We start from the raw sequence: 20321 nt of genomic DNA, 5'->3' as shown, positions 1-20321 counted from the left end.
AACCGCGACACGAGCAGCAGCATCCCAATAATCAACCGGGATATTTGTCAGACACGCCCTAGCTGGTAACCGGAGGCGTTGACGGCCATGGCCAGCGTCGGGGCTTCGGCGGCGGTCGCCATCACTCGGGCTTGCATGCCGGGGATGATCGCGAAGCCCAGCAGGCCGATCGCCACCACGGCTACCACCGTGAGCGTCGGAGAGGTTGCCACGAACCAGCTTCCGGCCAGGACCGCGGCCAGCAGGCTGAGCAGCAGGGGTTGGAACAGCTGGGGATTGCGGTCGTAAAGCGTGCCGCCGACCAGGTTTCCGATCGTCGCGCCGATGCCGTAGGCGAAGAGCAGGACCGGCAGACGGGTGGCTGGGTGTCCGCCGAGTTCGGTGAGCAGCGGGGCCAGGTAGCTGAACACCATGAGCACCCCGACGTTGCCGACGGCGGTGACGGCCAGCGACATCAGCACCGGGCCCCGGCGCAGCGTGCGCAGTTCGGAAACCGCTGAGGTCCGGCGTTCCTCGCTCGGCGAGGTGAGCTGCCAGAGCACCAGGCCGAGTCCGAGCAGGCAGGCCGCGGCGATCACCGCGAATGTCGCGCGCCAGCCACAGTGGCTGCCGATCTGGGTGCCGATCGGCGCGCCGAGGATCATGGCCAGGTTCATCCCGAACGCCAGCCGGGCGACCATGGTCCCGGCGCGTTCCGGCGGCGCGGAGCTGACCGCGAGCACGATCGCCTGGGCGAAGAAGGTCGAGGTCGCCAGTGCGGTGACGACCCGGGCCACCAGCAGCAGCGCGAACCCGGGGGCCAGGGCGGAGACCGTGTTCCCGAGCACCGCGAGGGCCAGCAGGGCGAGCATCAGCCGTTTCCGGTCGATTCCGGCGGTCGCCGCGGTGAGCAGCGGGCCGCCGGCGATCATGCCGACGGCGTACGCGGTGACCAGCAGCCCGGCAGTGCCGACGGTGACCTGGAGGTCGGCGGCGACCTCGGGCAGGATCCCGGCGACCACAAACTCGCCGGTGGTGATGCTGAAAACGCAGAACATGAGGACGGCTATCCGGAGCATGCCCGCACGCTAAACTCTCACGTCGACGTGAGAGTCAAGCCGGAGAGCGGAGGAACCCGGGTGAAGATCGGGGAGTTGGCCCGCCGGACGGGAGCCAGCGTGCGAGCGCTGCGCTACTACGAGGAAAAGGGCGCGCTGCGGCCGGAACGGACTCCCAGCGGGTACCGGATCTTCGCCGACTCGGACATCCGCAAGGTGGCGCACATCCAGACCCTCCTCGCCGCGGGCCTCGGCATGGACGTCATCGGCGAGATCCTGGCCTGCCTGTCCGGCGAAGCCCTGCTGCTGGACGACTGCCGCGAACGGCTCGAAGCGGAGCGCCGCCGGATCACCGGCGACATCGACCAGCTTCTGCACACCCGGTCGCTGCTCGACGAACTGCTCGCGACCACGCGCGCCCCGGCTGAAGCCGATCGAGCGGGCTCGCGGGTCGCCTAATCCGCGGCGCCGAGTTCCTCGCGCAGGCCCTCCCAGGCGAGGATGTCGTCCTCGGTTCCGGTGTGCGGCGCGGAAAACCAGTCGGAATACCCGCGCAATTCGGAGAGCCGCCAGTCGAGGGCGAAGAGTTCGACCATTTCCGGGTCCAGACCGGGCGTGTCGGGCAGATCGGCATAGTCGCGTTCGCGCGGGGCGAGCGCGAGGGTTTCCCAGTCGACCAGGCGGAGGCCTTCGGGAGTGGTGACTTGGTTGTCGTTGTGCGGTTCTCCGTGGGTTGGCACCCACGAGTCGCGGCGGGAGGCGGCTAGCGCGGCCAATTCCAGGTAGCGGTCGTTCCAGCGTTTGATCGCGTCGCCGCGGGCGGCCAGTGCGGCGCGGGCCTTTTCGGCCAGCGGGCCGGACGTCCACGGTTCGGCGGTGCGGACGCGCAGTTCGTCGGCGAAGCCGGGGCCGACTTGGGGCGACCAATGGCGCAGGCGGGCCGGTGGCGGAGCGCGGTGCAGGGCACCGAGGGCCGCGAGGATTGCCGGTTTGTCGACCTCGTTTTCCGCGGGCCTGCGACCGTTCAGCAGCGGGGTGACGCTGAGCGCGCCGACTCCGATGTGGACAGTGAAGCGTCCGGAGCGCGTCGGAACGGGCGCGCAGACGAACAGCAGCCCGGAGGCGGCCAGCTCGGCGGCGCTCGCGTAGGTGCTTTCCAGCGATGCCGCGGTGTGCCGGGGCGCCAGCTGGTCCAGCGTGACGAACAAGCTGTCGGCGCGCCAGTGGTGTGCGCCGAAACCCCAAGGCAGATAAGCGATCTCGGAGACCGGTTGCCAATTCTCGGCGAGAGTGCGGGTGATGGTGTCGTCGGAGAGGAAGGACGGTCGAGATCGCACGAATCGGATCCTAGGCAGGGCTTCGCGGACTGCTTCGGCGAGTCCGGGGCCTCGCACAATGCTGAGCGTGTTTCGCGGTTCCGGGTCGTCGAGGACCGTGGTGCCGGCGAGTCAGTTGCCCGGAGGATCGGGCTGACCAATGTTCAAGGGCTGCACTGCGATCAGGGTCGTGGGCTGATTCCCGCCACCGCGATCCGGAACAGGCGGCTCGCCTCGGTGGCCGGGTCGCGGTGGTGTTCGGTGGCCAGGGTGATGCCGACGATCAACGCGATCAGGTCGCCGACTGTCACGTCCGGTGCGACGGCCCCGTCGCGGGCAGCGTGCGCGAGCAGCGGGGCCGCGGATTCTGCCAGGGTGGCCGAGCAGGAGTTTCCGTGTACCGGATCGGGTGTGTCGTATGCCAGGGCGGCGGCCAGGCCGCGGGCGGTCACGCAGTAGCTGACCACGTCGTCCAGCCAGTCCAGGAGCGCGCGGCGGCTGTCGGGTTCCCCGGCCAGTTCCTGGGCGCGTGCGGCCAGCAGGGCGATCCGTTCCCGCGAAACGGCTTCCAGCAGGGCCTGCCGCGTCGGGAAGTGCCGCCGCACGGTCGCCGAGCCGACCCCGGCGGTGCGGGCGATTTGTTCCAGCGACGCGTTCGCGCCGTGCGCGGCGACCTCCGCCTCGGCCACTTCGAGGATCCGCGCGTAGTTGCGCCGCGCGTCCGCGCGTTGCTGGCCGGGCATGGCGTGACCTCCGGGTTTGCTAAGTGGCGGGCCCCGCCGTATCGTAGCGGACACGAAACGACGGGCCCCGCCACTTAATGGTCCAGGGAGAATCATGGTCGAAGCACCGGTACTGGTCGTCGGCGCGACGGGCCAGCAGGGCGGCGCGACTGCGCGCGAGTTGCTGGCGGCGGGGGTTCCCGTCCGGGCCTTGGTCCGGGATCCGGCGACCGCGCGGGCGAAGGCGGTCGAGGCGTTGGGCGCCGAACTCGTCGTCGGAGATCTGCGGGACCGCGACGGGTTGGCGCGCGCGGTGAAGGGCGTGCGTTCGGTGTTCAGCGTGCAGATGCCGGACATGAGCGGGCCGGAGCCGGATTTCGCCGGCGAAGTCGCCCAGGCGGTGAATCTCCTCGAGGCGGCGAAAAACGCGGACGTGCCGCAGTTCGTGCACACGTCGGTGAGCGGTGCCGGGTTGCCGGGGCGGATCGACGAGCGCTGGGCGTTTCTCACGCCCGGAATGGAGGCGAAGGCGACGATCCAGGGCCGGCTCCGGGCGGCGGACTTCCCTCGGTGGACGTTGCTCAAGCCGGGGTTCTTCATGGAGAACTTCCTGCCGTCGGCGCATTATCTGTTCCCGCGCGGCATCGAGGGCGGGTTGGTGACGATCCTGCGTCCGGAAACCCGGTTGTCGCTGGCCGCGGTACGGGACATCGGCCGGGCAGCCGCGGCGGCGATCGCGGAGCCGGACCGGTTCGACCGGGTCGAACTGGAGCTGGCGAGCGATTACCGGTCGATGGCGGAGATCGCGCCGGTGCTGTCCCGGGTGCTGGGCGTGCCGTTGGCGGTGCCGGACATGACCGTGGACGAGGCCGTCGCCGCGGGGATGCCGCCGATGGGGCTTTCGCACAAGATGCTGAACGCGCTGGGACAGCCGGCGCGGCCGGAATTCGCGCGGGAATTCGGGATTCCGCTGACCAGTTTCGAGGAATGGGCGGAGACGACGATGCGGGCTTGAGCACCGGCGGTGTCGCCGACGGGCAGGTGCTCTGGACCGCGGCGGGTGCGGCGAGCGGATGGTTCCGACCCGCGGCGCGACGGGCGGATCCGGCGGAACATTTCTGCTGCACGTCTCGGGTGAGCCGACGGGATCCGGGCCGGAGGTCGACTTCGGAGGAACGGCGACGGAAGCGGCCTGGTCAATCCTCCTGGCCCGGGCTTCGGGCCAGGAGGATTTTCCGTTCGGTACGGCCGGTTTCGCGGAAACCCTGCCGGAGGTAGAACGCGTGCGCGCGGGGGTTGACCCCCGCGCGCCGGTGGTGAAAGCGCGGTCGTGGCAGCCGCGCTGGATTTCGTCGTCCCAGCCCCAGATCGCGGCGACGTACTCGCTTAGTGCGGCCCGGTGCACCTGGAAGCAGAAGGGGCGACGGCCGATCTCGTCCGGCATGCGCGCCTCCGGTGCTCGGGAGCGCTCAGGGTAACGCTGTCACCCGTCGTTTTTCCGCATCTTCGGAAGGATCCGCATCATCGCCGTTCCCGCTGCCAGCAAAGCGAATCCGGCCAGCAGCAGCCACAGCACGTTCACTCCGGTGAACGCGAGTCCGCCGGTCACTCCGGCTGCCGAGGCCGCGCCGATTTTCTGGTACATGGGTATCTCTCTTTCTCGGGTGTTCACCAGTTCTTGCGGGTGCGCAAAAGCGCGTCCGCGTATGCCTTCAGGTGGCAGGCCTGCAGGAAATAGTCGAGCACCAGCTCGTACATCGACGCGGCGAGCAGCATCCGGCGCCAGCCGCGGTAGCGCACGGTCACCGCTCGCTCCACCACGAAGATCACCGAGATGCCGAGCCACCACGGGTTGAGGTGCAGGCCGCCCTGTGCAAGCGCCAGCGCCAGGGTCGTCAGGTAGATTCCGCTGATCAGGACGCCGGCGAAGGTCAGCAGCTGCCTGCCCCAATAGCGCCACGTGACGCGGGTCAGTCCATATTGGACGCAGTTCTCCACCGCGCCGCGCTTCCACCGCAGCCGTTGGGTCCACAGTGCGCTCCAGCTGGTCATGACCTCGGTTTCCAGCGTGCAGGCACTGGGCGAGACGACCCGGTGGCCAAGATGCAGCAGGGCGAAGGTGAGTTCGTTGTCCTCGGTGAGCACGGTGGTGTCGTAGATCCCGCCGTTGCCGTCGCCCGCGGGCAGCTGTCCGGCGAGCCGGGCGGCGGCGACTTCGCGGAGGGTGCGGACTCGGAACATCGCCGCGGTTCCGGTCAGCACGAGGCATTTGCCGCGCAGCCGGTGCACGTCGCGGGCATAGCGGGCGTATTCGTTGCGCTGCAGGTGTCCGACGAAACCGCCGCCTGGTCCGCCGCGGAAGACTCCGCCGACGCCGCCGTAGCCGCGGTCGAGGTGGTGCAACGCGGTGCTGACGAACTGGGGGTCCAAAGCGGAGTCCGCGTCCTGGACCAGGATGACGTCGTCTTCGTCGAGCAGCGGCAGCAGCCAGGCGAGGAGCTGGTTCAGCGCGCCCGCCTTCTTGTGGGTGTTGCCGGTGGACAGCCGGACGCGGGCTCCGGCCGCCGCGGCCGCTCCGGCGGTGTCGTCCGTGCAGTTGTCGGCGACCACGAAAACCTCGTCGACGGTCCGGTCCTGTCCGCGCAGCGCGGCGACGGTGTGCGCGATCTGCGCTTCCTCGTCGTGCGCGGGGATGACGGCGACGACGCGCACGCTGCCGGAACGGTGCCGTCCGGCTCGTGGTTCGGCGAGCGTGGGTGCGGACATGAGCGGGGATCCTCTGCGCGGAACGGCGACGGGGGATGCGTCGCGCTTGTCCCCTTACTCCGTCTGTGCTCACGGAACGTTACGTGAACATTCAATAGATAACTCACATGGGGGAGCAAAGCCTGGGAAATGCCCGAAAAGCACCGAGATTGCTGGTTGCGGAGAGTGGATACTACGAGGACTGACGGTGCGTCCGCGCGGCCGTCAGCAGCGCGATGAGCGGCGTCGAGCCGAGGCCGTGCAGGACCACGCTGCCGAGGACGCAGACCACCGTCAGCGTCAGCACCAGGTCGCTCTCCTCGCCGGTCAGGCCGTTGATCGCGAGCAGCCCGAACACGATCGACGTCGTGCCGCGCGGGCCGAGCGCGCCGACGAGGAACCGGTCCCGGAGCGGCATCCGGGTCCGCGTGAGCGCCACCAGCACCGGCACGATCCGCAGGACGGTGAGGGCGAGCAGGGAGAACACGATCGGCTGCCACGGCACGCCGAAGGACACCATGACCACCGCGGCGGCGCCGACGACGAACCACATCGTCATGGTCAGGATTCCGGTGACCTCTTCGAGCAGCCGCAGGTCCTCCGCCGGCCGGGTGAAGTGCTCCCGGGCGGGGCTGTCCGCGGTGCGGAGGTGCCGTGCGGCGAAGGCGCGGTAGACGTAGCGGAAGGCGATCCCGCTGACGAAGCAGGCGACGAATCCGTTGCCGTCGATGGCCACGGTCGCCGCGTAGGTCAGCAGGGGCGTGGTGAGGAGGGTGATGCGCCGGCCCTGCCCGGACGTCCAGCCGGAGCGGACGGCGAAGAACAGGAGAAGGCCGATCGCCGTACCGATCACCCCGCCGGCGACGACGGCTTTGAGCGCGAACGGCAATGCGGTCGCGAGTGCTTTCCCGGCGGTATTCGCGGTGTTGTCGCTGCGCGCGAGAATGAGCGCGAACAGGAACAGCGGCGAGACCAATCCGTCGTTGTATCCGCTTTCCACGTTCAGCACGCTGCGGACTTGCGGGGTCAGTGCTTTGTCCCGCACCACGCGTTCGGCGGCGGCGAAATCGCTCGGGATGACAATGCACGCGACGATCAGCAGGAACGGCCACGACAGTTCCGGGAAGAACGCCCATCCGGCGAGCATGGCCAGCCCGAGGCTCAGCGGCAGCGCGAGGAACAGCACGCGCGCGACGAGGCCGGGAGCGTGTCCCCACAGCCGTCCGCCGCGGACTTCGGTGGCGTCGACGAAAAGCAGCATCGCGAGAATGAGTTCGGCGACGTGCTGGGCGATTTCGGTGTCGAAAAGCTCGAGCAGCTTTCCCGGATTCGCGAACGACGCGGTCGCGGCCCCGCACAGCACCATGAGCACGGGCGCGGCGATGTTCCAGCGGTCGAGCTGTCTGGCCGCGAGGGCGCGCAGCAGGACTGCGGTCGAGAGGACCAGCACTGCGGGAATCATCGTTCGTCCGGCTCCACGGCTTTTTGGTTGCGCCCAGCCGTCTTCGGCCGCTGACGCTGCACAGGGTACCGGCGGAGCCGCGTCGGTCCCGGGATTTCGCGGGGTAGGTCACGTCGCCCTGGCCACGGCGAGTGCCCCGCTGACCGGTGCCGAAGCACCGGTCAGCAGCACGGCTCACCGCCCTGAATTTTCCCGCGCATACCGCGAAAGCGTCCCCGCGCCGACGCGTTCCGCCGACACGCACTCCAGGTGCGCGAGCCCGGTGCCTTCCGGGAACAGCCGCGTGCCGCTGCCCAGGACGGTGGGGAAGGTCAGCAGCCGGTACTCGTCGATCAGGTTCGCTGCCATGAGCGTGTGCACCACGCTCAGGCTTCCGGTGACGACGACGTCGCGGGCTTCCCGTTTCACCGCGTCGACCAGATCGCCGTCGAGGACGGACGAGTTCTGCCACGCGCTGGTGTCGGCGAGAGTGCTCGTGGCGACCAGCTTGGGCACGGCGTTCATCCGCTGGGAGAACGGGTCGTCGCGGTGCGGCCACAGCCCCGAGAACAGCTGCCAGGTCTTGCGGCCGAGCAGGAGAACCCCGTCGTCCAGCGTGCTCCCGAGGCGGAATTTGTCGCCGGCGACGGACTCCGGGCCGTGCCGGAACGCCCAGCCGCCGCCGGGGGTGCCGGACGAGCCGTCCGGGTCGGAAGCGAAGCCGTCGAGGGTGGTGAAGGCAATGACGATGACGCTCATGGCGAAGATCCCTTCAGTCGGTGGTCGCCAGTACTTACCGGCGGACCCGGCTGAACTCATCGGTCCCGGCTAAAAAATCTTCGGCGGCAGGTCGAACGCCTCGAACACCCGCGGATCGGCGAACACGACGTTGCGCGAAACCCGCCCGCCGGTCACGGTGAAGACCTGCAGGGTGTGCAGCTGACCGTCGGGGGTGTAGGCGGCGAGCGCGGGCTGTCCGTTGGCGGCGAGGCCGCGGACGGACCAGCCGGTTCCGCGCATCTCGAACACGCGGTGCAGGAACCGGCCGTAGTCGTCGGGGCCGCGGAACCAGAGCGGGACCGGCGGCATCTCCAGGATCGCGTCGTCGGTGAGCAGCCGGACGAGCGCGTCGACGTCGGCGGCCTCGAAGGCTTGCGCGTACCGGTCGACCACCGCCTGGGTTTCCGCGTCGTCCGGTTCGGCGACGTCGTCCATCCCGCCCGCGTCGGCGAGCGCGGCACGGGCTCGCTGGAGCGCGCTGTTGACCGCCGGAACAGTCGTCTCCAGCTGGGCGGCGACCTCGGCCGCGCTGAACTCCAGAACGGACCGGAGCACCACGACCGCCCGTTGCCGCGCCGGGAGGACCTGGGTCGCGGCGATCCACGCCAGCCGCAGTCCGGCGCGGGTGTCGGCGTCGCAGCGCGCGTCCGGAAACGGTTGCAGCCACGGGATGTCCATCGACGGTCGCAGCGGAGCGCCCGGATCGTCGCTGGGGGCGCCGAGGCCGGACGGCAACGGCCGCCGGGCCCGGCCTTCCAGCGCGGTCAGGCAGACGTTGGTCGCGATCCGGTACAGCCAGGTCCGGACCGAAGCGCGCGCCGGGTCGTACCGGTCGCGGGCTTTCCACGCGCGCAGCAGCGTTTCCTGCACGAGATCCTCGGCCTCGTGAAAGGAACCGGCCATCCGGTAGCAGTAGGCGGTCAGTTCGCCGCGGTGCGGTTCGAGGTCCACCGGTGCATCATCCGGCACGCGCGACGCTGAGGAAACGGTCGACCACCGGATTGTTCTCGTGGTCGGTCCGGGAGATCGCGGAGATGGCGGAGAACGCGCCGGGATCGGTGAGGGCGAGGTAGCGGAGCCCGGGCAGCCGCAAGGCACGCAAGGCGTTGGGCACGATCGCGATGCCGGTGTCGGCGGCGACGAGGCCGAGCATGGTGGGGAATTGGACGGCTTCCTGGACCACGCGCATCCGGAATCCGGCACGCAGGCACAGCGTCTCGATGTGGTCGTGCAGCCGCGAGACGCGCGTGCGCGGGAAGGCGAGGAAGGGTTCGTCGGCCAGCTCCGCCATCTCGACGGTTTCCTTGTCCGCCAACGGATGCGTCTCGGACACGGCCACGATCAGCCGTTCGCGGCCCAGCGGGTGCACGGTCAGCCCGGCCGCCTCGCCGACCTCGCGCGCGATGCCGACGTCGAGCTGGCCGTCGCCGAGCGCGGCGATTTGCGCGTCGGTCGTCGATTCGGTCAGTTCGAACCGGACATTCGGCCATTGCCGGCGCATCTCCAGCACCGTGGCGGGCACGATTTCGAGCGCGGCCGAGCTGACGAACCCGATCCGCAGCAGCCCGAGTTCGCCGCGCGCGGCGTGCGCCACCGCGCTGAGCGCGTGCTGGCTGTCCGCGAGCACGCGGCGTCCCTCGGCCAGCAGCACCCGGCCCGGTTCGGTCAGTTCGACGCTGCGGGTCGTCCGCAGGAGCAGTCGCACGGAGAGCTCCTTCTCCAGTTTCGCGATCTGCTGGCTGAGCGCGGGCTGAGCGAGGTGCAGGCGTTCGGCGGCGCGGCGGAAGCTGCGTTCCTCGGCGACCGCGACGAAGTAGCGAAGCTGGCGGAGTTCCACGGCAGTGATAATGGATCCTTATCAGTGCGTAGGCAATAGATACTTCACTCTGTGTTCCGCGCGACTTAGCGTCAGGGGAGACAAGCACCGTCGCGAACGTCGAGGAGCACCCCGTGGATCACGCATTGTCGTTGCAGCACTTCGTAGCGGGACGGTGGGTTCCGGGCGACGGACCGGTCGCGCAGAGTGTCGATCCGGCGGATCCCGCGCACCTCGTGGCCGAATACCGGCAGGCCGGTCCGGAGTTGCTCGACGAGGCGGTGCGCGCGGCGGTGGCTGCGCAGCCGGAGTGGGATCGCCAAGGCATCATCGCTCGCGGTCTCGTGCTGCGCCGGGCCGCGGAACTGCTCGCCCAGCGCGCCGAATCGGTCGCCGCGCTGATGACCCAGGAGCAGGGCAAGACGCTCGCGGAGTCGCGCGGCGAGGTGGCCGCTTCGGTCGAGACGCTGCACTACCACGCGGGACGGGCGCGCAGCGCGGACGGCGTGCTCTACCCGTCGGGCAACCCGGACGAGGTCGTGCGGACCGTGCGCCGTCCGCTGGGCGTCGTCGGCGTGATCACGCCGTGGAACTTCCCGGTGCAGATCCCGGCGTGGAAGCTCGCGCCCGCGCTGCTGTGGGGCAACTCCGTGGTGTGGAAGCCGGCCAGCGACACGGTGGCGCTGGCCGTGGCGTTCGCGGAGATCCTCGTCGAGGCCGGGGTTCCGGACGGCGTGCTCAACCTGCTGCTCGCGCCCGGTTCGCTCGGCGCGGAGCTGGTGGAACGGCCGGAGCTGTCCGGCGTCACCTTCACCGGGTCGGTGCCGGTCGGCCGGGCGATCCAGGCCGCGGTCGTGCCGCGCGGGGCGAAGGTCCAGCTCGAACTCGGCGGGCACAGCGCGGCGATCGTCCTGCCCGACGCGGATCCGGCGCAGGCGGCAGCGGCGCTGGTCACCGCGTCGATGAGCGGCACCGGGCAGAAGTGCACGGCGGCTCGCCGGATCATCGCCGTGGGGGACTCCTATGCCGCGCTGGTCGCCGAGCTGGCCGCCCGGATCAAGGGACTGGTCGTCGGACCGGGGACGACGCCGGGAGTCGACATCGGGCCGCTGGTGTCCGCTCGCGCGGCGGAAGAGGTCGAGGGCGCGATCCAGCAGGCGGTCGACGAGGGGGCGACGGTGCTGGCCCGCGCGGATTGCCCGCGGGGCGGCGCGTTCGTCGCGCCGACGCTGCTGGCCGGGACGCCCGAACTGACGATCAGCCAGGAGGAAGTGTTCGGCCCGGTCGCCACCGTGCTGCGCGCCGCCGACCTGGACGAGGCGATCCGGCTCGCGAACGGCACGCGGTTCGGGCTCACCGCGGCGGTGTTCACCGACGACGAGCGCGCGGTGCGGCGGTGCCTGCGCGACCTGGACGCGGGCATCGTGAAGGTCAACGCGCCGAACACCGGGTCCGAGGTGCACGCGCCGTTCGGCGGGCTCAAGGATTCCTCGTTCCCGGCGCCACGCGAACAGAACGGCGAATCCGCCGCGGAATTCTTCACCTGGACCAAAACCGCGTACCTGCGGACGTCCGCGCCCCGGGAACAGTCGTGACGCGGCCCGCGGACACGGCGCTCGCCCCGGCGGAACTGGGCGCCGCCCGCTACACCCGGCACAGCTTCGCGCGGTCGTTCCTTCGGCAAGCGGCGCGGGAGTGTTGGACGGTCTCGGCGCAGCGGTGGGAGTTCGACGACGACGGTCACGGCGAAGCGGTGTACCGGATCGACGCCGGCGGCACTCTGCTGCACTTCGTGGTGTTTTCCACCGTACTGCAGGAAAACGAGCGCACGGACCGGGTGATCGCGAAACGCTGGGATGTCACCGCCGCGCTGGTGGAAGGTCCAGTTCCGGACGCGCGGATGGCGGAGCTGCGGCGTGAAGTGCCGCGGCAGGAAGCTGGCCGGGCCGACGCAGCGACGCTGGTGTGGACTCGGGCCAACCGGAGCGAGCGGTTCTTCGCCTACGTGGTCTCTCAACTGGCCAACGGCGCCCAGCCGGACTGCGCCACGATGGGCGACGCCTGCTACATCCTGCGCAGCACCGCCTTCTACAGCAACGGAAAGTTCGGTCTCGCCGACTTCGACCGGCTCGCCGAAATCCCGCCGCTGCGGGTGCCGTACCGGGCGCAGATGCTGGCCGCGTGGCTGCTGCGCGAGTTCAGCTACGACCTCGTCGAGCATTGCGCCGCCCGCCGGAACCCCGCTGCGGCAAGGCTTTCCGGAGCATGGCGGCGGTACCTCGGCCTGGGCAACGCGACCGGGCTCGGCATGGTCCCGTTCGTGGTGAACCACCCGCACCTCCTCGACGCCTGGTGCTCGGCGCGGGAACTTCCGCTGGCCCGGGCCCTCGACGCCGAGGCCGACGCCGGTTCGGTCCGGCGGGCGAGCGAACTCCTCGATCGCGCCCGCCGGTACTTCCGCGAACGCGACACATTGGCGACCGCGCCGTACCTGACCGGTCCCGAGCTGGCCGATCGGCTCGACGGAATCGCCAGGCTGCTCAACGAATTCCCCGCGGGCGGCTTCCGCTGGCGGGACCTCGACGACCGCGCTGGCGAGTTCGGCGCCGAAGCCCGGGCCGTGCTGCACACCGTCCTGGTCGAGCTGGACGACTCGCTCGACGCGGAGATCGAGCACCTGCTGACCCGCGACCAGCGGCGGCGGGTCGAGATCGGCCAGACCTGCGGAGAGCTGCGCGACCTGCTGGCCGACCGGTACGGCTGGACCCGGGAATTCGACTTCGCCGACCCGAAAGAGCAAGCGAGGTTCTGGTTCTCCGCGGAGGACAACGAAGAACCGCGGCGCGGCAAGCGCGGTCAGGATCCGGGCGAATCGATGGAGCATCCGATCGACATCGCCCGCGCCGTGCACGCCCTCCGGCACGACCTCGCCGGCGCCGACGCGAGCCGTTCGGTCGCGGAGTTCCTGCTGGAGTTCCCGTGGCACCGCGGCATCGTCGCGCGCGTGCAGTCCGTCGCCGGGCTCCGCTACGGCGAGGTGCGCGCGAATTTGCTCGCCGACGATTTCCTTCCGCTGCACCTGCAGCGGTTCCAATTGGCCCTCTACGGCATGGAGAACTACAGCCCGCAGTCGACCGACTGGCTGCGCGTCACGCTGTTCTCCGGCGCGCCCCGGGCGCGCGACGTCGAGTCCGGAGTGGACGACGACTGGCTGTTCACCCGCAAGCCCGGAAAGGAGTCCTGAGTGGACGCCCTGGAGCACGGCGACCTCACTGTCGTCGACGGACTGCAGATCAACAACTGGGACCGCAAGGTCCTGGAGGAACTGAAAGCGGGCGGCGTCACCGGCGTCAACGCGACCTGCGCGGTCTGGGAGGGCCCGCAGGAAACACTGCGCGCGGTCGCCGACTGGTACGAACTCGCGCGGGACAACGCCGATCTGGTCGTCCTCGCGCAGAACGCCGACGACATCCGGAAGGCGAAGCGCGACGGCAAGCTCGCCGTGCTGCTCGGCTTCCAGAACACCTCGCCGTTCGGCGACGACTACCGGATGGTCGAGGTCTTCCACCGCCTCGGCGTCCGGATCGCGCAGCTGACCTACAACATCCAGAACCTCGTCGGCGGCGCCTGCTACGACGAGCACGATTCCGGGCTCACCGCGTACGGCCGGTTCGTCGTCGCGGAAATGAACCGCGTCGGGATGCTGGTCGACCTGTCGCACGTCGGGAACCGCACCAGCCGCGACGCGATCGACGCCTCGGCCGGGCCGGTCGCGATCACGCACGCGAACCCGCTGTCGTTCGCGGATTCGCCGCGCAACAAGCCGGACGACGTCATCGAGGCTCTTGCCGCGCGCGGCGGAGTGCTCGGCTGTTGCTTGTACCCCAACGTGATCGGCGGCGAGAAGACGACCCGGCGGCAGTTCTGCGAGATGGTCGCGCGGCTGGTCGAGAAGATCGGGCCGGACCACGTCGCGCTCGGCAGCGACTGCACGCGGAACTGGTCGCAGGACTACGTCGCGTGGCTGCGCAACGGCCGGTGGCGGCCCGCGGCCGCGGTGCCGGTGGAACCGCAGTGGCCGGTGTGGCCGAACTGGTTCGGCGGACCGGCCGATTTCCCGGTGCTCACCGAAGGACTGCTGGAAGCGGGGCTGGCCGAAACCGTCGTGGCGCAGGTGCTGGGCGGCAACTGGCTCCGGCTGTTCGACACGGTGTTCCCCGGGGCCGGGCAATGACCGCGGCGCGGGCCGAGCGTGTCTCGGCCGCCGGAGGGGTGCGGACTCGCGTGTCCGTGCGGGAGCTCCACGAAGTCTCGCTGCGAGCGTTGCGAGCCTCGGGGCTGAGCAGCGGCGAGGCGGAGTACCTGGCCGAGATCATCGCTTCCGCCGAGGTACACGAGGGTGCCGGGCTCGACGCCTTGGCCACCGAGACGGCGCGGGTCCCGGCTGGGCGGGTCGGCCTCCGGCTGGAGCATTGCGACGGATACGCCGTGGCGCACGACCCGGCCTCTCGCGGCCCGTTGCAGGCCTTCGTGCCGGCCTGCGAGACCGCCGCGGTGGTCGGTCCGCTGGTCGTACCCGGCATCGCCCGCACTGCCGCGCTGGATTGGGCGGCGCTGGACATCGCCGGACGGGCTGGCCGGGTTCTGTCCCTTTCGGACGGCGGGGACCGCGGGGTGGTCACTCCGGACGGGGAGCTGCGGAGGCTTCCCGCCGCAGCGGAACCGCGTCCGCCAGTCGCTGGACTGGTGATCCGCCCGCTGTCCGAGGTTCCCGACGGCCAGGTGGTTTCCACCGCGGCGGAACGGAAACAGCGGTATCGCGAAGCAGTGACCCATGGCGTGTCCGTGGACACTCCATTGTGGACTCTCGCGTGCTCGATCGCGCGCGGGTTCCTGATTCCGGACCACCGGGAGGGGCGATGACCGAGCCGCGCGACCTGGTAGCGCATCCGCACGGACCCCGGCCCTACGCCGGTGCCGCGGTGCACGGCGGGGTGATCTGGGCGTGCGGGCAGGTGCCGGCACGGCGGGACGGCAGCGTCCCGGAGAAGATCGACGAGCAGGTGCGGGTCGCCCTCGACAATCTCGAGGACACCCTGCGGGCCGCCGGAGGGAGCCTGCGCACGCTGCTCAAACTGACGGTGTTCCTCGCCGACCTCGGCGAGTTCGACGCCTACCACCAGGCGTATCTCGACCGTTTCGCCGGCATCGACCTGCCGCCGCGGACCACGGTCCAGGTCGCCGGATTCCGGGGGACGAAACGCATCGAGATCGACGCCGTGGCGGCGGTCGGCAGCGAGGAGACCAACCGACATGAAGACTGACCGCGTACTGGGCAACGGCGGCTCCGTCGTCCGGGCGACCCTGGATTCGGCCCGGCTCAACGGCTTCCACCGCAAGCTCGCGCTGTACTCGTCCGGCGGGCCGTTCCTGGACGGCTACATCCTCAGCATCATCGGCATCGCGCTGGTGCAGATCGGCCCGCAGTGGCGGATGGACTCGCTGTGGTCCGGCCTGATCGGCGCGTCCGCGCTGGTCGGCGTGTTCGTCGGGGGAGCGGTGTTCGGCCCGCTCACCGACCGCATCGGCCGGAAGCTGATGTACACGATCGACCTGATCGCCATCATCGTATGCTCGGTGCTGCAGTTCTTCGTCGCCGACGAAGCGCAGCTGTTCGTGCTGCGGCTGCTGATCGGCATCGCGGTGGGCGCGGACTATCCGATCGCGACCGCGCTGGTCACCGAGTTCGCGCCGAAGGCGTGGCGGGCGCGGCTGGTCGGCGGGCTGAACGCGATGTGGTTCGTCGGCGCGACGGTCGCCGCGTTCGTCGGGTTCTTCCTGCTGAACGTGGACCAGGGCTGGAAGTGGATGCTGCTGTCGTCGGCGGTGCCCGCGCTGCTGATCGTGATCGCCCGCACCAGCATCCCGGAATCGCCGCGCTGGCTGCACAGCAAGGGCCGCGACGCCGAGGCGCTGGAGGTGCTGCGCACGACGATCGGCGAGCACGCCACGCTGGACGATCTTCCCGAACCCGAGGCCAAAACCCCGATGTCCGCGTTGTGGCGCGGCGGCTACCTCAAGCGGGTCGTGTTCATCTCGATCTTCTGGACGTGCACGGTCGTCCCGCTGTTCGCGATCTACGCGTTCGGCCCGCAGATCCTCGAACTGTTCAACCTGGGCGGCGGAAACCTGTCGCATCTCGGCTACGGGCTGATCAATTTCTTCTTCTTCGTCGGCAATATCGCCGCGCTGCTGCTGGTGGACCGGCTCGGCCGGCGTCCCGTCCTGATCTGGGGCTTCGCGATCTCCGCGGCCGGGCTGTTCTACCTGGGGCTGCAACCGGGCGCCGCGCTGTGGCTGATCGCACTCGCCTTCGCGGTGTACGCGGTGTTCAACGGCGGACCGTCCATTCTGGAATGGATCTACCCGAACGAACTGTTCCCGACCGAGGTCCGCGCGTCCGCGGTGGGCCTGTGCACCGGGATCAGCCGGATCGGCGCGGCGGTCGGCACCTTCGCGACCCCGTGGTCGCTCGCCAATCTCGGGCTTTCGGCCACGATGTACATCGCCGCCGGAATCGCCGCGCTCGGGGCGATCGTGAGCGCGTTCATGGCCCCGGAAACGAAGAACGTCGATTTGCACGTCGCTTCTTCGCTGAACTGAAGACCGGATGGAAACCGGGCCCGGCGCAGCGGACGTGCGCCGGGCCCGGCGGCTTCAGTTCTTGTTGGTGCCCGGGGTGAGCACCTTGTCGATCACGAAAACGGTCGCGTTCTTGGTCGGGATGTTCCCGCACAGGATCTTCGCGCCGTTGACCGTCATGTTCTCCCCGGAACCCTCGATCTTCAGCGGGCCGCCCGCGGTGTTCAGCGAGGTGACGGTCCCGGCTTGTTCGAGGCCCTTGGCGTCGTAGCGCTTGCCGACCACGTGGTACTGCAGGATCGGCGCGAGCTGGCTCGGGTTGCCCGCCAGCTCCTTGAACTTCGCGTCGCCGAGCGCGTTGAACGCCGGGTCGGCCGGAGCGAAGACGGTGATGGCCTGCTGGCTGTTGAGCGTGTCGACCAGGTTGGTGGCCTTGACCGCCGCGACCAGCTTGGTGAGCAGCGGGTTCGTCGAGGCGGCGGACGCGACCGGCTGCGGGCCCATCGAGTCGAGCGAACCGGGCGCGCTGCCCTGCGGAAGCTGGGAACAGGCGGGGCCGAAGACCTGGTCGTTGGTGGTGACGCCGGAGCTGCTGCTGCTGGACATCGGCGCGGACATCGGAGCCGAGGACGGCATCGCCGACGGGCTGCTGCCGCTCGAGGCGTTGTTGTCGTTGCCGGTGCCGCACGCGGTGAGGGCGAGGGCGGCAGCGGCGCCGATACCGGCGAGGCGAAGGGTCTTCACGGGAATTCTCCGTTCACAGTGGATTGTTCAGCAGGGATTCGGCGCCGGATCGGCGGCGGATTGGTCAGGAAGCGAGGAAAGTCGTGGAATGCCATCCGGTCGCCCCATTGGGCACGGTTCCCGCGCGGGCTTCGGTCTGGGTGTAGCCGGATTTGTCGGTCGCGCGCACGAAGACCTGGTGCGTACCGGGCTTCACCGAGATCTGCGTCCACCACATTCGCCAGGTATTCGGGTTCACCTCGGCGGACAGCGTGGCCGGCTGCCACTCCCCGCCGTCCGCTTTGATCTCCACCTTGGCGATCCCGGTGTGCTGCGCCCAGGCGACGCCGGCGATCCGCACCGTCCCGGCGGCAACGTTGTCGAAGCCCTTGGGCGTGTCGATCCGCGATTCGGTCTTGATCGGCGCCTGCTCGCTCCAGCCGCGCCGGAGCCAGTACGCCTGCCGGGCCTTCCAGGTGGTGACCTCGATGTCCACCACCCATTTGACCGCCGAGACATACCCGTAAAGCCCGGGCGTGACCAGCCGTGCGGGAAAGCCGTGCTCCAGCGGCAAGGGTTCGCGGTTCATCCCGATGGCCAGCATCGCGCCGCGCGAACGGTCCAGCGCGGCCGCGACCGGCGTGCCGGAGGTCCAACCGTCCACACTGGAGCAGAACAGCTGCTCCGCACCCGGCCGGATCCCGGCTTCCGCCAGCAGATCGGCGAGATCGACGCCGATGAAGTTCGAAGTGGACACGTAGTCGCCGCCGACCTCATTGGACACGCAGGTCATCGTCACGGTGCGTTCGACCAGCGGCCGGTCGCGGAGATCGCGGTAGCGGTAGCGGACTTCCCGTTCGACCATCCCGTGGATCCGCAGGCTCCAGTCCTCCGCGCGCACCTGCGGCACCGACAAGGCGGTGTCGACGCGGTAGAAGTTCGAGTTGGGCGTGAGGAACGCCGGGGTCCCGAGCTTGGCGAAGTCCGCGTCGGCGGGAATCGGCGGGGCCGAAACCGCGGGCACGAGCGGCCCGATCGCCGTCCGGGAGGCGCTCGCGTCCCGGGTGCCGCTGATCGCCTCTCCGGCCCCGCCGAGCACTCCCGCCCCGACGACGGTCCCGAGGCTGCCGAGCAGGAAGGACCGCCGCGAGGAGTCCGTCGTCTGCTGCCGGGCCGCAAGTCGGTGCAGCAGCAGGAAAACCGCCGCTCCGACCACCAAACTGGCCAGGGGCGCCAGCAACGCGACCGTGGTCAGATCCGGCCGCGCGGCCACCGCGACGCCGCCGATCAGTCCAAACGCGACAATGATCGCCAGGCCCGGCCACGGTGCTCGTCGAGACAGCAATCCGGCCGCGGCGGACGCGAGCAGCAACACCACCGCCATGCCGCCGAGCAGGACGGTCTTGTCGTATGTGCCGAAGGTCCGCACCGCGAAGTCCTTCAGCGGCAGCGGCGTCAGATCGATGGCTCCGTTCCCGACCGCGAGGTACGGCGAAGCGTTGATGTTGCCGAACGACGCCGCCAGGTGCCCGGCGGCGAGCGCCGCGACCAGGGCGAGCACACCGGACAGTGCTGCCGGGAGGATCCGCAGACGGGAGGTCATGCCAGGCATTCGCAGCCGGGTCGGCTGCGGATGGGTCGCGGTCGTTCACCCGTCCGAGTAGAGCCTGAGGCACCCTTTCTGCCGTATTTGTGCGATATCGCGCGCATCCGGCCGGTCTGTCGGCTAAATTCCCGGACAGCCGAAACCGGCTCGGGAGAAGGGGGAGACCGATGCGGCGACTGGTGAGCATGGCGGCCGGGGTGGGGATGCTGGCCGGCGCGGCGGCGTGCGGAGGCGGCTCCGCCCCGACTGGCCTGCCCGGCGATCAGGCCGGACCGGCCGGGCAGCCGCCCGCCTCGTCCGTCCAGCCGGAGGCGGTCACCGCCGATCCGCCGCTGGCGTTCGACACCGGCAAGGGCGTTTCGCTGCCCCGCACCGCGCTGCAGGCCAACGTGGCCGGCTCGGTGACGTCGAAGTTCATGACGCTGCGCGACCGCACCGGCTACCTCGTCGCCCCCGATTCGCTGAGCGCGGTCGACGTGCTCACCGGCAGCGAGAAGTGGAACACCAAGATCGAGGGTCCGGCCGCCGATCCGAACGCGCACGACGGCCCGTTCGTCGAGCAGAGCGGCCCGCGTCCGCCGCTGGTCACCGGCAAACTCGCCGTAGCGGCCGTCCCGCTGCGGATGCCCGAGCAGGGCACGACCCCGGGCTATGTCGCGCTCGCCGTCCTCGCGGTGAACCCGGAGACCGGGGCCAAGGCGTGGCAGACGAACGCCAAGGTCACCGACGACCAGTACGGCATCAGCGGCGGCCGTTCGGTCACGCACGTCGTCGCGGTCACCGACAAGGCGGTGGTCGCCAGCTTCGCGCAGTCGGACCACAAGCTCACCGTCGCGCTGGACCCGGCGTCCGGGAAACAGCTGTGGGAGCGCAAGGATTACGACGCGGGCAGCCTGAACGGCGACGTCGTGGTCGGCGTCGACTCCAACGTGGCCGAGAACTCCTCGATGGTCCAGGCGACCGCGCTCGACGTCGCCACCGGCCAGCAGAAATGGGTCGCCGCCGCCAAGTCGAGCGCGGTCGAGATCCTCCCGGCCGATCCGGCGATGGTGGTGCTGAAAGCGAACGAGTACAGCACCGGCCACGCGTTCCTGAAGTTCCTGGACCCGGTGACGGGCGCGGAGAAGTTCTCGGCGGAGGGCACCCGGAACCTGGGCCCCGATTCGTACGGCGATTGCCTGTACGACGAGCAGTCGGTGCTGGCCTGCACCGACTCCGGCGTGCTGACCGCGTACGACGCGAAGGCCGGGACCAAGCTGTGGAGCCTGCCGGACCAGGCCGCGAACCGCGTCCCGCCGGGCGGGCTGACGGTCGCCTGGCACGGTGCGCTGTACGGCTACACCAATGGAAAGCAGCCGATCGTGCTGGACGCCAAGACCGGCAAGGACCTGTCCACCAGCGTCGGCTTCGTGCCGGACTGGGTCAGCAAGTACGCCGCGGCCGGTGTCGACAAGGACGGTGCGCCCAAGGCGTACCCGGTCAAGAAGTAGCCC

At 69.9% G+C, this 20321-nt stretch carries 20 protein-coding genes; 9 read left to right on the top strand and 11 right to left on the bottom strand.

Annotated features, from left to right (window positions below; genetic code table 11):
- Positions 1–47 precede the first annotated feature (47 nt).
- Positions 48–1058: an MFS transporter gene (locus tag L942_RS40010; RefSeq protein WP_081655415.1), complete on the bottom strand. Its 1011-nt coding sequence runs from the start codon at positions 1056–1058 to the stop codon at positions 48–50.
- A 60-nt stretch (positions 1059–1118) separates the two neighbouring features.
- Here L942_RS40010 and L942_RS40005 point away from each other — a divergent pair, with 60 nt between their 5' ends.
- Positions 1119–1496, top strand: coding sequence for a MerR family transcriptional regulator (locus L942_RS40005; protein WP_037370521.1), 378 nt, complete (start codon positions 1119–1121; stop codon positions 1494–1496).
- Here the strand turns inward: L942_RS40005 and L942_RS40000 are convergent.
- Entirely contained in the window at positions 1493–2374 is an 882-nt protein-coding gene (locus L942_RS40000) for an aminoglycoside phosphotransferase (protein WP_106965207.1), read from the bottom strand. The genes L942_RS40005 and L942_RS40000 overlap by 4 nt on opposite strands.
- A gap of 161 nt (positions 2375–2535) precedes the next feature.
- Positions 2536–3096, bottom strand: a complete 561-nt coding sequence (locus L942_RS39995; RefSeq protein ID WP_037370518.1) for a TetR/AcrR family transcriptional regulator — start codon at positions 3094–3096, stop codon at positions 2536–2538.
- Between the two features lie 94 nt (positions 3097–3190).
- On the opposite strand from L942_RS39995, the gene L942_RS39990 reads away from it, so the two are divergent.
- Complete coding sequence (locus L942_RS39990; protein ID WP_037370516.1) at positions 3191–4090, top strand: NmrA family NAD(P)-binding protein; 900 nt, start codon at positions 3191–3193, stop codon at positions 4088–4090.
- Between the two features lie 468 nt (positions 4091–4558).
- Here L942_RS39990 and L942_RS44725 read toward each other — a convergent pair whose 3' ends face one another.
- The 6 genes from L942_RS44725 to L942_RS39960 all read right to left on the bottom strand — a co-directional run bounded on the left by L942_RS44725 (position 4559) and on the right by L942_RS39960 (position 9878).
- On the bottom strand, positions 4559–4720 hold the full coding sequence (locus L942_RS44725; protein WP_158684606.1) for a hypothetical protein: 162 nt from the start codon (positions 4718–4720) through the stop codon (positions 4559–4561).
- A gap of 23 nt (positions 4721–4743) precedes the next feature.
- Positions 4744–5841: a glycosyltransferase gene (locus L942_RS39980; protein ID WP_037370514.1), complete on the bottom strand. Its 1098-nt coding sequence runs from the start codon at positions 5839–5841 to the stop codon at positions 4744–4746.
- 172 nt (positions 5842–6013) lie between these two features.
- On the bottom strand, positions 6014–7282 hold the full coding sequence (locus L942_RS39975) for a cation:proton antiporter domain-containing protein (protein WP_037370513.1): 1269 nt from the start codon (positions 7280–7282) through the stop codon (positions 6014–6016).
- Positions 7283–7456: 174 nt separating this feature from the next.
- The gene (locus tag L942_RS39970) at positions 7457–8020 is read right to left on the bottom strand and encodes a dihydrofolate reductase family protein (protein ID WP_037370512.1); all 564 of its coding nucleotides are present in this window, start codon (positions 8018–8020) and stop codon (positions 7457–7459) included.
- Positions 8021–8089: 69 nt separating this feature from the next.
- Complete coding sequence (locus tag L942_RS39965; protein WP_037370510.1) at positions 8090–8992, bottom strand: RNA polymerase subunit sigma-70; 903 nt, start codon at positions 8990–8992, stop codon at positions 8090–8092.
- A 7-nt stretch (positions 8993–8999) separates the two neighbouring features.
- Complete coding sequence (locus tag L942_RS39960) at positions 9000–9878, bottom strand: LysR family transcriptional regulator (protein WP_037370509.1); 879 nt, start codon at positions 9876–9878, stop codon at positions 9000–9002.
- Between the two features lie 113 nt (positions 9879–9991).
- Between L942_RS39960 and L942_RS39955 the strand changes: the two genes are divergently transcribed.
- Genes L942_RS39955 through L942_RS39930 form a run of 6 tightly spaced genes read left to right on the top strand, consistent with a single transcriptional unit; the run spans position 9992 to position 16520 of the window.
- Positions 9992–11452 carry an aldehyde dehydrogenase family protein gene (locus tag L942_RS39955; protein WP_037370507.1) on the top strand — a complete coding sequence of 487 codons (1461 nt, stop codon included), beginning with the start codon at positions 9992–9994 and terminating at the stop codon, positions 11450–11452.
- Positions 11449–13101 carry a hypothetical protein gene (locus tag L942_RS39950; RefSeq protein WP_037370506.1) on the top strand — a complete coding sequence of 551 codons (1653 nt, stop codon included), beginning with the start codon at positions 11449–11451 and terminating at the stop codon, positions 13099–13101. The genes L942_RS39955 and L942_RS39950 overlap by 4 nt, the downstream gene beginning before the upstream one ends.
- The gene (locus L942_RS39945) at positions 13102–14091 is read left to right on the top strand and encodes a membrane dipeptidase (RefSeq protein WP_037370504.1); all 990 of its coding nucleotides are present in this window, start codon (positions 13102–13104) and stop codon (positions 14089–14091) included.
- 50 nt (positions 14092–14141) lie between these two features.
- Positions 14142–14780 (top strand): hypothetical protein, encoded by a 639-nt coding sequence (locus L942_RS44720; protein ID WP_037370503.1) that lies wholly within the window; start codon positions 14142–14144, stop codon positions 14778–14780.
- On the top strand, positions 14777–15181 hold the full coding sequence (locus tag L942_RS39935; protein ID WP_051166563.1) for a RidA family protein: 405 nt from the start codon (positions 14777–14779) through the stop codon (positions 15179–15181). The genes L942_RS44720 and L942_RS39935 overlap by 4 nt, the downstream gene beginning before the upstream one ends.
- Positions 15171–16520: an MFS transporter gene (locus L942_RS39930; protein ID WP_051166562.1), complete on the top strand. Its 1350-nt coding sequence runs from the start codon at positions 15171–15173 to the stop codon at positions 16518–16520. Before L942_RS39935 ends, L942_RS39930 begins: the two co-directional genes overlap by 11 nt.
- Positions 16521–16574: 54 nt before the next feature.
- Here L942_RS39930 and L942_RS39925 read toward each other — a convergent pair whose 3' ends face one another.
- Together L942_RS39925 and L942_RS39920 are read right to left on the bottom strand one after the other, a co-directional pair.
- Entirely contained in the window at positions 16575–17243 is a 669-nt protein-coding gene (locus L942_RS39925) for a fasciclin domain-containing protein (protein ID WP_037370502.1), read from the bottom strand.
- Between the two features lie 64 nt (positions 17244–17307).
- Positions 17308–18825, bottom strand: a complete 1518-nt coding sequence (locus L942_RS39920; protein ID WP_051166561.1) for a molybdopterin-dependent oxidoreductase — start codon at positions 18823–18825, stop codon at positions 17308–17310.
- A gap of 170 nt (positions 18826–18995) precedes the next feature.
- Here L942_RS39920 and L942_RS39915 point away from each other — a divergent pair, with 170 nt between their 5' ends.
- Positions 18996–20318, top strand: a complete 1323-nt coding sequence (locus L942_RS39915) for an outer membrane protein assembly factor BamB family protein (RefSeq protein WP_037370501.1) — start codon at positions 18996–18998, stop codon at positions 20316–20318.
- Positions 20319–20321: the final 3 nt, after the last annotated feature.

The sequence above is a fragment of the Amycolatopsis orientalis DSM 43388 genome, assembly GCF_000411975.1.
GTDB classification, from domain to species: Bacteria; Actinomycetota; Actinomycetes; order Mycobacteriales; family Pseudonocardiaceae; genus Amycolatopsis; species Amycolatopsis orientalis_D.
Note: the sequence above shows the minus strand (reverse complement) of the source record. Positions and strands in the feature narration are given on the sequence as shown.

Excerpts from the sequence above, each read along its gene's own strand:
- L942_RS40010 (WP_081655415.1), bottom strand. The coding sequence starts at position 1,058 with ATGCTCCGGATAGCCGTCCTCATGTTCTGCGTTTTCAGCATCACCACC.
- L942_RS39995 (WP_037370518.1), bottom strand. The coding sequence starts at position 3,096 with ATGCCCGGCCAGCAACGCGCGGACGCGCGGCGCAACTACGCGCGGATC.
- L942_RS39990 (WP_037370516.1), top strand. The coding sequence starts at position 3,191 with ATGGTCGAAGCACCGGTACTGGTCGTCGGCGCGACGGGCCAGCAGGGC.
- L942_RS44725 (WP_158684606.1), bottom strand. The coding sequence starts at position 4,720 with ATGTACCAGAAAATCGGCGCGGCCTCGGCAGCCGGAGTGACCGGCGGA.
- L942_RS39980 (WP_037370514.1), bottom strand. The coding sequence starts at position 5,841 with ATGTCCGCACCCACGCTCGCCGAACCACGAGCCGGACGGCACCGTTCC.
- L942_RS39975 (WP_037370513.1), bottom strand. The coding sequence starts at position 7,282 with ATGATTCCCGCAGTGCTGGTCCTCTCGACCGCAGTCCTGCTGCGCGCC.
- L942_RS39970 (WP_037370512.1), bottom strand. The coding sequence starts at position 8,020 with ATGAGCGTCATCGTCATTGCCTTCACCACCCTCGACGGCTTCGCTTCC.
- L942_RS39935 (WP_051166563.1), top strand. The coding sequence starts at position 14,777 with ATGACCGAGCCGCGCGACCTGGTAGCGCATCCGCACGGACCCCGGCCC.
- L942_RS39930 (WP_051166562.1), top strand. The coding sequence starts at position 15,171 with ATGAAGACTGACCGCGTACTGGGCAACGGCGGCTCCGTCGTCCGGGCG.
- L942_RS39920 (WP_051166561.1), bottom strand. The coding sequence starts at position 18,825 with ATGACCTCCCGTCTGCGGATCCTCCCGGCAGCACTGTCCGGTGTGCTC.
- L942_RS39915 (WP_037370501.1), top strand. The coding sequence starts at position 18,996 with ATGCGGCGACTGGTGAGCATGGCGGCCGGGGTGGGGATGCTGGCCGGC.